The sequence below is a fragment of the Pseudoalteromonas sp. SR43-2 genome, assembly GCF_014163885.1.
Classification (GTDB): Bacteria; Pseudomonadota; Gammaproteobacteria; order Enterobacterales; family Alteromonadaceae; genus Pseudoalteromonas; species Pseudoalteromonas distincta.
In genome coordinates, this window is record NZ_JACJED010000003.1 from 181054 (window position 1) to 193375 (window position 12322).

10 protein-coding genes are annotated in these 12322 nt (G+C 35.7%); 5 read left to right on the plus strand and 5 right to left on the minus strand.

From position 1 onward, the window contains the following. Positions 1 to 138 precede the first annotated feature (138 nt). Positions 139 to 609, plus strand: a complete 471-nt coding sequence (bfr, locus tag H5120_RS03810; protein WP_002958985.1) for a bacterioferritin — start codon at positions 139 to 141, stop codon at positions 607 to 609. Positions 610 to 621: 12 nt separating this feature from the next. Beyond that, positions 622 to 1086 (plus strand): bacterioferritin, encoded by a 465-nt coding sequence (gene bfr, locus H5120_RS03815; RefSeq protein WP_002958984.1) that lies wholly within the window; start codon positions 622 to 624, stop codon positions 1084 to 1086. A 65-nt stretch (positions 1087 to 1151) separates the two neighbouring features. Here the strand turns inward: bfr (H5120_RS03815) and H5120_RS03820 are convergent, their stop codons facing one another. Continuing rightward, entirely contained in the window at positions 1152 to 1346 is a 195-nt protein-coding gene (locus H5120_RS03820) for a (2Fe-2S)-binding protein (protein ID WP_002960627.1), read from the minus strand. Positions 1347 to 1688: 342 nt separating this feature from the next. Here H5120_RS03820 and H5120_RS03825 point away from each other — a divergent pair, with 342 nt between their 5' ends. Continuing rightward, a complete protein-coding gene (locus H5120_RS03825) occupies positions 1689 to 2246 on the plus strand; it encodes a TMEM165/GDT1 family protein (RefSeq protein WP_182673641.1) in 558 nt (185 codons plus the stop codon). Positions 2247 to 2306: 60 nt separating this feature from the next. Here the strand turns inward: H5120_RS03825 and H5120_RS03830 are convergent, their stop codons facing one another. The 3 genes from H5120_RS03830 to H5120_RS03840 all read right to left on the minus strand — a co-directional run bounded on the left by H5120_RS03830 (position 2307) and on the right by H5120_RS03840 (position 4980). Further along, positions 2307 to 2831, minus strand: a complete 525-nt coding sequence (locus H5120_RS03830; RefSeq protein ID WP_182671087.1) for a DUF6436 domain-containing protein — start codon at positions 2829 to 2831, stop codon at positions 2307 to 2309. Next, positions 2815 to 4281, minus strand: a complete 1467-nt coding sequence (locus H5120_RS03835) for a methyl-accepting chemotaxis protein (RefSeq protein WP_182673642.1) — start codon at positions 4279 to 4281, stop codon at positions 2815 to 2817. Before H5120_RS03835 ends, H5120_RS03830 begins: the two co-directional genes overlap by 17 nt. Before the next feature lie 147 nt (positions 4282 to 4428). Next, on the minus strand, positions 4429 to 4980 hold the full coding sequence (locus H5120_RS03840; protein ID WP_182671085.1) for an isochorismatase family protein: 552 nt from the start codon (positions 4978 to 4980) through the stop codon (positions 4429 to 4431). A 166-nt stretch (positions 4981 to 5146) separates the two neighbouring features. On the opposite strand from H5120_RS03840, the gene H5120_RS03845 reads away from it, so the two are divergent. Then, positions 5147 to 9646, plus strand: coding sequence for an EAL domain-containing protein (locus H5120_RS03845; protein ID WP_182673643.1), 4500 nt, complete (start codon positions 5147 to 5149; stop codon positions 9644 to 9646). A gap of 54 nt (positions 9647 to 9700) precedes the next feature. Here the strand turns inward: H5120_RS03845 and H5120_RS03850 are convergent, their stop codons facing one another. After that, positions 9701 to 10594: a cation diffusion facilitator family transporter gene (locus tag H5120_RS03850; RefSeq protein WP_182673644.1), complete on the minus strand. Its 894-nt coding sequence runs from the start codon at positions 10592 to 10594 to the stop codon at positions 9701 to 9703. A gap of 197 nt (positions 10595 to 10791) precedes the next feature. On the opposite strand from H5120_RS03850, the gene H5120_RS03855 reads away from it, so the two are divergent. Further along, positions 10792 to 12231 (plus strand): diguanylate cyclase domain-containing protein, encoded by a 1440-nt coding sequence (locus H5120_RS03855; RefSeq protein ID WP_182673645.1) that lies wholly within the window; start codon positions 10792 to 10794, stop codon positions 12229 to 12231. Positions 12232 to 12322 lie beyond the last annotated feature (91 nt).

A 12322-nucleotide genomic window follows, 5' to 3' on the forward strand; every position in this document is an offset into this window, starting at 1 on the left:
GTCCACAAACCAAGCAGTAACGCAAACTTAAATAAGAATCAAAACCAATAGTAAAGCAATGATTTTTATAGAGAAAACTTGCAATATAGGCTATATGTACTACACTGCAAACAATTGAAATAGTTGAGGCGATTTATCATGAAAGGTAATCAAAAAGTAATCGATGCGTTTAATACATTGTTAGCTAACGAATTAGCAGCAATCGATCAGTATTTTATACACTCGCGCATGTATGACGACTGGGGTTTAAACAAACTATACGAGCGCCTTAACCACGAAATGGAAGAAGAAAAAGATCACGCAGACTGGCTTATTAAGCGCATCTTGTTTTTAGAAGGTGTACCAAATATGACTAAGCGCCGTGATTTACTTATCGGTAACGATGTAAAAAGCATGATGCAAAACGATTTAACACTAGAGCTTGAAGTAGTTGCGTGTGTTAAAGACGTCATCGCAATATGTGAAGAACAACAAGATTATCAATCTCGTAGCATTTTAGAAAAGCTGTTATTTGATACCGAAGAAGATCATGTTTACTGGTTAGAGCAACAACTTGGTCTAATTGATAAAATTGGTTCTGAAAATTATCATCAAGCACAAATGGCTTAGTAGGAGCATATTATGAAAGGCGATAAAGACGTTATTGCAGCGCTTAATAAAGTACTCGCTAATGAGCTTGTTGGTATTAACCAATACTTTTTACATGCACGTATGTTTAAAGATTTTGGCTTTACACAGCTTGATAAAGCAGACTACAAAGTATCAATTCAAAAAATGAAAAACGCTGATCGTTTAATTGAACGTATTTTGTTTTTAGAAGGCTTACCAAATCTTCAAGACCTAGGCCGATTACGTATTGGTGAAAACAGCGAAGAAATGATTGCTGCTAACATGAGTTTTGAACTCGATACTATTGACGAGTTACGAAGCGCTGTAAAACTAGCTGAAAGCAAAAAAGATTACATTACCCGCGAAGCCCTTGATCACATTTTAAATGAACAAGAAGAGCAAATTGATTGGTTAGAAACCCAACAATTACTTATTAAAAATACGGGTATCAAAAACTACTTACAGTCTCAACTGTAAATAGTAACAAGCATAAAAAAAGCAGCTAAAAAGCTGCTTTTTTTATATCTAAATTTTATATGTAATTAAGCAACTTGATCCGTTACATCCGCAATTTGAATAAGTCTGCGATTAAGGATCTTTTTAGTACAACCACAACACTTACCGCATTGGCTGCCTACTTTAAGCTCTTTAGTTAATTCACGCATGGTCGTTGCACCATCGTCAATTGTTTGCTCAATTTTTTTATCAGTCACACCGTGACAAAGACAAATATACATCAATACAAACCGTGTTAATTACAATCAATAGATGCATACTAATCTAAACGACAATTGTTATCAATAGCTTCTTCACTAATAAATATAAATTATTTATTAGAATATGGTATTTGTTCTCTTAACTATATTTACCTAAAAATAAAGTTATGGAATAATGGCCGCCTCTTAGGGGAGTAGCCCGCTCAGTAATGAGTAAACTTATCAACATAATTGCACCTCATGTGCATGGTAAGTTTGTAATGTTGTAGCAAGCGTTATCGGCGAGACCTAGGTAGACACTATCCTCATGGCGGGAGATAGTTGTTTGCCTTGGTTTAGTATTCCCGCCTGTAAGAATCAATAATGGAAGTTTTTTTAACCTCAACCGTCACTGTCACTCTTGCCGAAATTGGCGATAAAACCCAGCTTTTATCGCTCCTGTTAGCTGCCCGTTTTCGTAATAAAGGCGCACTTATTCTTGGTATTTTAGCCGCAACTTTACTCAATCATGGCCTATCAGCGTGGTTTGGGCAGTGGTTAAGTAATAGTTTTTCTTCTGAATATTTACCTTGGCTTGTAAACATCAGCTTTATTGTTGTTGGCCTTTGGCTATTAGTTCCAGACAAAGACGAAGATGTATGTAGTAAATACGATAGCTACGGGGCTTTTTTAGTCGCTTTTGTATTATTTTTTATTGCAGAAATTGGTGATAAAACACAAATAGCGACGGTGTTGTTAGGTGCACAATATCAGTCTGTGTTTTGGGTTACGGTAGGAACCACGTTAGGTATGTTAATTGCTAACGTGCCTGTTATATACGCCGGAAATGCACTACTAAAAAGAATATCGCTAAACACCGTACGTGCTATTGCTGCTTTTGTGTTTGTGTCATTAGGTATTTATGGCTTAGTTACAATTTAATCAATATTAAAGCTCGCAACTGTTGATTTAAGTGCGAGCTTTAGTTTATCGATACGTTATTTATGCATTATTTACACAGTAACATCCCTTGGTTTGTGTAATTAAGAGATTTGAGTTAAAACCAGCAGCTAAATTAGTGACCGCAGTTTCAACAAAGCCACTTCCCTGGGCACACGCTAACCCTTCGGAGAGAGGACCGGCATAAACAAAATCACCGTTTTTATTAATAATAACGGCGGCAGGCGTTGCCGGAATAACAAGTTTAAGCTTTGGTGTTAATTCAACTTGTACAACCTTCATAGCTTTATTGGCAGCAAAGGAGCTTAACGATGAAATATGCGGCTTGGCTTGTATGGTGCACCCGCAATTTTTTTCAGTTATAAGCACTAACGACGCTTCATTAGTGTCAACCCAGTCCAATTGCTTTTTAAAGTTATTAAACCAGTGCTTTTGCAATAAAACTTTTGAGCTATCAAACGGTTTAAGCTGCTCTAACTGAAAATAAACTAACCCTGCAACAACACAAACAAGCCATATAGTTATAAGCGAAAATACAAAAGAGTTAGATTTATTTAAACTTGGCAATGCTTTGCTCTAATACATCAATACTTACATCGATTAACTGCACCTTAGCGGTTAACTGCTGCACTATTTGCGTATCTTGGTACTGATTTTGGCGCATAGTATCAGTACTGCTTGCTATTAACTCGGTATTACCTGCCTGCTCCGCTACCACTTGTGCAACTGAGTCAGAGCTTGAAGATACTGCGGCTATTTGCTCGCTCATTGCTGAAATATTCTCTTTCATTGCAGCACTAATACTTGTTAAATCAACTACAAAACTCACACACTGACTCATTGATTGCGTTGACGTTTTACTATTATTAACAAGGTCTTTTAATGTAAGACTAATTTTATCTGTTGTTGCTTTACTGTGGTTGGCCAAAGATCTCACCTCATCAGCAACAACAGCAAAACCTCGACCGTGTTCGCCTGCGCGGGCAGCTTCAATAGCGGCATTTAAAGCAAGTAGGTTTGTTTGCTCAGCAATGCCTGATATTTCATTAAGAAGTCCTGAAATAACATCGCCCGCTGCCACTAAGTGATTTATTTTTTCTTCGGTATGGTTAAGCAGTGTTAACAACTCTCTACTTTTAGCGTCTGTTTGAAGCACCTCTTTTAATGCATCACCTGCAGATTGTGTAATATGGTCAACTTGGCGCTTAAGCACCTCACTTTCTTCTTCTACAAGTTTAAAGCCATTGGCAACTTGAGCGCCAGAATTAGCAATATCATCGGTTTGTTGCGTACGTTGAACCGCTCCACTCGCTAACTGATCGTGAACATCAATAAGCTCTTGTGAGTTTTTTTGCAATGACTCTGATTGAGTTTGTACCTGTTTAATAACATCAGATAAGTAATCTAGTAATGTGTTAAATCCTGCTACAGCCTCGCTTTTAGTGTCATCCGCGCGAAGAGAGAGTTTAATGTTTTCAGGATCTTTCATTATTTGTTCTGTCGCATAACTTAAAGATAAGCCCGCACGACGTTCCCGTTGCAGCGTTTTTGCAATATAGCCTGCAACTAATACTTCAACTATTGCGTATCCAGCATGAATTAGCACCGTAGTAAAAGCGAGTCTATCAGGGTCAAATACGTAAAAACCCGTATTTTGAGTTTGTAAATAATAAAAAGATAAATGATGAACCGCTACAAAAATAATAGCGGTAATAAACACTCGCCACTGTACAAAAACAATTAACATGGGCATTAAAATAAATATTTCAAAATGGACTTCAATCAACCCAAAAGTTTGTTGAATGTGCAAAAAAGAAAACATCATTATAGCGGCAGCTACCACATGCGGGGTAACAGGACTATCCCCTTGTGTGTTTAAAAGCCATATAGGTAATAAACACAATGGCAAACCTATCATAAAGGCCTGCGCTAATGTGTCGAAATACAAGCCAATAGCGATAGATTCGACAAACAAAAGACTAAAAATAATTGTAAATAACCGGCCAATACTAGACATAAGAACCTTAAAATTGTTGTTTGCATTGTTATTTTATAAAGCAGTCTGCAATATACGTATTAAAACGAGTTTTAGTTTACTGAACACAATAATAAACTACCGACACATCAAAAATAATACATTTAATTTACATTATATACATGCGGTCTACTTAATTATAGGCAGTATTTTTTTAAACGTAGGCGTAGCAGCTTTTTTTGTCCATTGAAAAATTACTATTTCAGCGCATGAAATTACAGCTCCAGCTTGACGTAGCTGCTCAATCGCCAAATTTTTATGTTGCGGGTTTCTCGAACCAACTCCGTCGTAAACAATAATAACTTCAAAGTCATTTTCTATTAAATCTAAGCATGTTTGTAAAACACACACATGTGCTTCAGTTCCCACAACAACAACTTGCTTTTTACCATGGCTTTTTAACGTATCAACAAAACCAGGCTCTGCACACGCACTAAAGTACGTTTTATGAAAATACGCGGCATTAGGTAACGTATTTTTAATTTGCTGATTAGTCTCGCCCAAACCTTTCACATATTGCTCCGTTACTAAACATGGAACGCCATGAATAATACCCGCTTGTGCTAACTGCAATGTGCTTTTTAAAATATTCGGAAAATCTTTAATTACAGGAGCAAGCAACTCTTGTAAGTCTATAACTAATAACACACTATTTTTTGCATCAACATTAGAGAAAACCACTATACTCTCCTTATAAGCATTTACTATTATCTGTATAGAGTAGCTCACTATTTATAAATAGAACTTTTAGCGTTATGTATATTATTTGTAATTAAAAAATAAAAACTTATGCTATATTTACTATCTAGCTAAGCATCATCCTATCTTCCACTGAGAGTGTTTATAAGTGCGTTTGAGCAAATTTTTTTTTCATATCACCATTACTTTTTTACTATGCATCCAAAGCACTTTTGCATCACAAAACTATGCTCAGCAATTACAACGAATTTCTACTGACGAAGGCCTATCACAAAGTTACGTTTTGCAGACTCAAGAGGATGATATTGGTTATATTTGGATAGCAACCCAACAGGGTTTAAACCGTTTTGATGGATATAATGTAAAAACTTTTAGTGGCGGCTTTGGCCTAGATAAACACTATATTTATGCATTATTTAAAGCCGAAGACGGAAAAATCATTGTCTCAACAGACCTTTCTGGTGCTTATATAATAGATCCCCTCACTTTAAAAACCGAAAAAATCTATTCTGGTCAAATAGATAAAGAAAAAAAAATGTTCTCTCCGATCTCTGCAATGACTCAGCAACAAGGTACTTTTTACTTCGCCATAGATGCCCAAATATATACATTTGATGAGACGAGTAAACGCTTCACATTTAAGCTAACCCTGCCAAGTAAAGGTGACTACATTCGGTCATTAACAATATATAAAAACACTTTATATATTGGTACAAATGATGGTTTATACACTGCAAATATAGATAATTCAGAACTTGCAAAAATACCTCTTCATCCCCCTGAAAAAAATACGGTAGATAATGTAAACGTCAAATTCTTAAGTGTTGATAATGAATTAGGATTACTTGTTGGTACTGTTGAAGGCATGTATCAATTAGCATTCGATAATACCAAAAATATATCTGCAGCAAATATTACAACTTTAATTCCTAATTATAATATATGGGATTATGTCAATACTGTTTACGGGGAGTTTGTAGCAACCGAAAGTGGATTGTTCAGTTATCACCGCGAAACCAAAGAACTAGAATTCGTATTAAATTATGAAAAAAGTAAGTTTAATATTAATGAAAACTCAATAAACGATCTAATGGTTGATAAGTCCGGCGTACTTTGGCTCGCATCTAGAACCCAGGGCGTGTTTACATGGCCAATTAAAACCCGACGGTTTAAACACATTACTTTACCCGGTAACAATACTATTCATGCCACCTACCAAGACAAAAATAATATTATTTGGTTAGGAACAGAAGATGGAATTGCACGGTACGACAAAGCAACAAATAAAAGTGATGTATATCTGAGCTCAACCGACTCAAAAGCAATATACGGGGCATCTGCCGTTTATGATATTTTTGCGTCTTCAATTGGTGATAATCAATTCCTTTGGCTTGTTACTTTCGATGGTTTTAAACTGTTTGATAAACAAACGGGTAAAATTATTGAAAATAAAGACACAGAAAAAGATGTAATTAACCAATCCAACTTATTTGGCTTTGCCCAATTATCTGCAGACACATATGCATTTATGTCGGATGATAATTTTTATGTTTTTAATGAAACAACAGGAAAAACAAGAATTATTAAGGGGCTCAAAGAGCAAGTCGATCCTTTATTTTCTTACGCTTTTTATAAACACCTCGACACACATCCTGAAGAGTTTGTACTTGGCACATCAAAAAGCTTCCTTAGGTACAACGAAAAAACAAAAACTTTAACGACTATATTTCAGTCTTTTAATCCTAAAGAAGATATTTTTTACACTGTAGAAAACTTTTACTTAGACTCAAAACGAAACATTTTATGGTTAGCAACCACTCACGAAGGTTTGCTCGGCGTTGACCCCGTTACTTATGAAAGAAAGCACTATATAGGATTAAAAAATTCGTTTAATACTGATTCTATCTATTCACTACTTCCTGATGAAAACGGCTTTTTATGGGCAAGTACCGACAATGGTCTGTATCAAATAGACCTAGATACTCTCAATGTAGTGAGTTTTTCAGTAAAAGACGGTTTGAATATAAACCAATTTACACCAATAGCGGCAGCAACACTAAGCGATGGCAGGCTTATGTTCGGTAGCAATGCTGGAGCCTTACTTCTTGACCCGATAGACTTTAATGAAAATGAACAACTACAAAAAAGTAATCTAGCCATTACTGATATTAGCCTCCTTACTAGCGAACTCAATTACAATCCTCATAAATACCTTAGCAAACCACTTGAATTAAATTATGAAGACATGGGATTGACGGTTAGCTTTTCTAACTTCTCTTACCCTAATATTGATAAAGCATATTATAAAGTAATCCTTTCAGGGCCTACGTCTCTTACATATGAAGATTTACAATCTAATCAAGTGTTTTTCACAAAGCTTCAACCTGGTAATTACTCACTAAAAATATCAGCACATAATCGCGATGGTATTGTTACAAGCGAACCTGCAACACTTAATATCAACGTGGCCTACGCACCATGGAAGTCGCCCTTTGCTATTGTCGCCTATGTAGTTTTAATAATTGCCGTGTTGTTTTTCATTTTTTGGCAATACCGCAGCCGCCAAGTTGCAATTGAACAAGCCCATAGAGCGACTATTCATTCGCAAAAGCAAACAGAACTCGCGCTTAAAAATAATAAAAGCGGCGTATGGGATTATAACTTTAAAGACGCTTCCGTAAATACGCTCAGAGGAAGTGAATTAGGCTATACAGACTTACCTGAACGCGTGCATATAGATCAATTTTTAGCGCTTATACACCCAGACGATCGACGTCGTTTTGAAAACCAATGGGAAAACTACTTCAAGTACAAAAAACAACAAAACTGGCAAGCAACTTACCGTTTACAGCATAAAAATGGCCATTGGCTCTGGTATCAAGATACAGGGCAAGTTATATACGATCCTCAAACAAATGAGCCTCTATATGTTTCTGGCATATATACCAATATCACCGAGCAACGAGCTAATGAGCAACAAGCAAAAATTTTAGGTGAAGCGTTTAGCCAAATAAACGATTGGTTACTTATACTCGATAAGCGTTTAATGCCATTTTCTGCGAACAATAGTTTTATTGAAACATTTTCAAACGAGCAAACGACCACCAAAATTAGCCCTAAATTGTTTATTAAAGCAATTGGTAAAGATAAGTGCAGAGAGTTTGCTAGTATTTTAAAAAAATTAAAACCAACTGAAAACTGGCAAAGTGATGTTTATATAAGAACAGCAAGAAATAACGAACACCCAATACATATAAGTGCCACAGCTGTAACAAAAGACACTGCAAGTTACTATGTGATTGTTATTACAGATTTAACTGAACAAAAACGTGCTGAAAACGAACTGCGCTATTTGGCTAATTTTGACCCTCTAACACATCTACCTAATCGTAGTTTAATGTATCAAAACATTGAAAAGGCGATTAAATATGCCGATAAAAACAATACCCAATGCGCATTATTATTTATTGATTTAGATAAGTTCAAACCTGTTAATGACTCTTTTGGTCATGCAGTAGGTGACAAGTTGTTATGTAATATTACCCAAAGAGTAAGCGGCATGCTTAGCGAAGACGCTATACTTGGCCGCCAAAGTGGTGATGAATTTTTAGTGCTGATTCAAAATATAAAATCACTCCAATCTCTTCGCGATACCGTAAGAAAAATTAGTAATGAATTAGCTAATAAAGTAATTATTGAAGACTTTTCTATTAATATTTCAGCAAGTATTGGCGTAGCTCTGTACCCATTCGATGCTATAACCACAGATATACTCATCCGTAATGCCGATGTTGCAATGATGCACGCTAAGCAAGGCGGGAGAAACGACTTTAAGTTTTTTAGCGATGAAATGAATGAGCTAATAAAACAAAAGTTACTGCTTGAAAATGATTTAAAAGATGCAGTAAAAGACAACCGATTTTTTAATCACTACCAGCCTATTATCGACATAAAAGAGAAAACAATAAATGGCGTGGAGTTACTCATGCGCTGGAAAAATGAAGGCCAGTTAATATCTCCAGCTCTTTTTATTCCTGTAGCTGAGGAAACCGGTTTAATAGAACTTCTTACTGAGCAAGCCTTGCACCGTTCACTAATTGAACTTACGCCTATACTCAGCGAAAACCCGTTGTTTTATATATCTTTAAACTTATCGCCTAAACACATTTTAAAAACAAACATAACACAGCGGTTAATGGCTATATTAGCGGACTCTCAAGTTCATCCAAGACAATTAAGGCTCGAAATAACAGAAAGTATTTTATTAGAAGATAAGCTTAAAGCAGCCAAACAGCTGCAAAACCTAAAAGCTGCTGGATTTAAATTACTACTTGACGATTTTGGTACAGGATACTCATCACTCACTTACTTAAGCCAATTCCCTATTAATGTTATTAAGATAGATCAAAGCTTTGTAAATAGTATTGGTATAGATAAGGGAGATGAATCAATTATTAAAACTATTTTTTCATTGGCAGAAAACTTAGATCTATACTGCATTGCAGAAGGAGTAGAAACGCGCGAACAGATGCTCTTTTTAGCCGAGGTTGGCTGCCATGTATTACAGGGTTATTACTTTGCAAAACCAATGGATGCTAAAGACTTACGTAAAAGCGATTGTTTTAGCAATATCATTGATTTGATTTGAAACATTAAAAGCGTGCTAATCATTATTACACGCTTTTATATTAATTAGATGCTATTAATGGATATGATGGCATTCATGGCTTTCAATTTGTAATACACTATTACGTACATTAAATTTTTCGGCTAATAATTGCTCTACCTTCATACGACACGCTTCATCATGTTTTTCAATCGTACAATGTTGTTTAAGGACAACGTGTGCGCCTACTACAACACCATTATATTTGCGCGTTACAGTGACGTTATGGACATTATGAACATGTTCCATATCTGTAATTTTACTTTCAATATCAGTAACTTTAGGAAGTTTCGCTTTATTTAGGCGTAAACCTTTTATACAACTAATTATGACCTTAATACCGGTGAATAATACGAAAGAAGCAATTAACATACTCGATAAAATATCGATTACAACCCAGCCTGTGAAATATATAAGAATACCGGCAACAAATGTCGATACGGTAGAAATCAGATCAAAGAATGAGTGTAAAAATACCGCGTACACATTAATACTCGCTTTGCGGCCTTTATATAAAACCCATGCAGCAGCCCCATGAAATAAAAAACCAATAGCAGCAATAACCGACATTAAATAACTATTGATAGCCAGCTCATTTCCTTCATGTTGGTGTATATAGCGCTCACCACCTTCATACAAAATAATTAAACTGATTGCTAGGTATAAAAACCCGTTCACTAGGCCACCAAAAAGCTCTGCTCGTTGATGGCCATCGTTATAGGTTTTGGCAAAATGAATAGCGAGACTTGATGCTATCAGTGCGATGAATAACGAGCTATTGTGAACAAACAAATGCCCCGCATCAGCAAGAACAGCAAGCGAATTAGAATAATAAGCACCTATAACCTGAATTACCATAAACGAACACGTAATTGCTAGCGCAATGAGTAACCGACGACGAGAAGCTTGGTGTGTAGTGATTTCTGTCATGAAATGCTTGAATAACCTATACTTAAAGTGCAAATAAGCCAAAGATGGCTTAGAGTAGAAATGGGTAATGATATACAGTATCAATTATAATACGTACTGCCCGCAAACGCACTAAAAACTTAGTAAATCAAAAAAAATGTGCTAATAGTTAGTAAAGAAAAAGAATTTAATTATGGCTTGGACACATGGAGAGTTGAGTGAGTAATAACCTATCAGAAGAAGCATGGCAAAACTTGGAGTTATTGCCGTTTTGTGTATTACTTTATGATGCAAATGAAGATATATTTAAAGTTAACAGCCAGGCACAGGACTTGTTTGACTTAAAAGACCAATCACATTTTTATAAAACTGATTTTTCACACATCACTTTAACAAATCATCACAGTAAAAAAAATCTGTTGATCGAGGAGCTATTCTTTGATTATTTTACGGCAAATAACCAATGCCAGTTTATTTTATCGAAACAATCATCCAAATTGCTACTCAACGTAAAATTTGCAAATTTACCTAATTCAAACTCCATTATTATTATCGATATATTAAATAACAACGTGGATGAACAATATGATTTTGATAATATTATATCGAACATCTCAACTGACTTAATTGATATTCAAAATGACGATGTTGATAAGCATATCAACTATGCATTAAAAGCAGTCGGTACGGTTTGCAATGCCGATAGGAGTTATCTTTTTAAGTTTGCCGAAGATGGTAAAACTATTAATAACACTCACGAATGGGTCAATGATGGTATCAAAGCTTTTAAAGACGACTTACAAAACCTTTTAAAAAGCGACCTCCCTTATTTTTTTAGTTCGATGGCCCGTACCCACTTATTCAGAGTGAATGATGTAACGTTGCTCCCCATTCAAGCAATGAGCGAAAAAACGATTTTCCAGCTACAAGAAATAAAATCGGTACTTTGCATTGGATTACGCTATGACAAAGAATTGGTTGGCTTTATTGGCTGTGATTGTGTTGTTCAAAAGCGAGATTGGACAGATTTAGACCTTATTCGCCTAAGGTTAGTAGGTGAAATGCTTGCTAATGCTTTCAAAAATTTAAATTATAAACAAGAGCTTCAACAAACTCAGCAGCAACTCATTAACGCCAACCAAAAACTCAATAAACAAGTCAATACTGATGGCCTTACAAACATTGCTAATAGACGCTGTTTTGATCAGACTTTAAAATGCGAAATTAAGCGCTGTGCACGTAATAAGGAACCCATTAGTTTAATTATGTGTGATATTGATTTTTTTAAGCGTTATAACGATAACTATGGGCATCAGCTTGGCGATGAAGTGCTAAAGCGAGTGGCCAAAGCGCTACACAATATTTGTAAACGGGAAGGTGATCTAGCAGCTCGTTTCGGGGGGGAAGAATTTGCGATAGTTTTACCTGCAGTCGACACAGATCACTGTCAAAGGTTTGCTGTTCTTATTCAGGAAAAAATCGCAGAACTCGCAATTGAACATAACTTTTCAACTGTCAGTAAATACCTCACTTTAAGCATTGGGTTTTATAGTTTCATACCCAATCACAAAACAAAACCCAAAGAGGTTATAACTAACGCCGACATAGCCCTTTATAACGCAAAAGAAACAGGCAGAAATAAAATAGCTAGTTTTTAAAAACCGACTAAGGTGTCGCACTGCAGTGAGTTTTAGTGGTTTAAAGTTTGCTGTAGTGATAATCCATACACCTGAAATTATAAACAATACA

Bases quoted from the DNA above. Each gene is read 5' to 3' on its own strand.
- H5120_RS03850 (WP_182673644.1), bottom strand. From the start codon at position 10,594: ATGACAGAAATCACTACACACCAAGCTTCTCGTCGTCGGTTACTCATT.
- H5120_RS03820 (WP_002960627.1), bottom strand. From the start codon at position 1,346: ATGTATATTTGTCTTTGTCACGGTGTGACTGATAAAAAAATTGAGCAA.
- H5120_RS03825 (WP_182673641.1), top strand. From the start codon at position 1,689: ATGGAAGTTTTTTTAACCTCAACCGTCACTGTCACTCTTGCCGAAATT.
- bfr (WP_002958985.1), top strand. From the start codon at position 139: ATGAAAGGTAATCAAAAAGTAATCGATGCGTTTAATACATTGTTAGCT.
- H5120_RS03835 (WP_182673642.1), bottom strand. From the start codon at position 4,281: ATGTCTAGTATTGGCCGGTTATTTACAATTATTTTTAGTCTTTTGTTT.
- bfr (WP_002958984.1), top strand. From the start codon at position 622: ATGAAAGGCGATAAAGACGTTATTGCAGCGCTTAATAAAGTACTCGCT.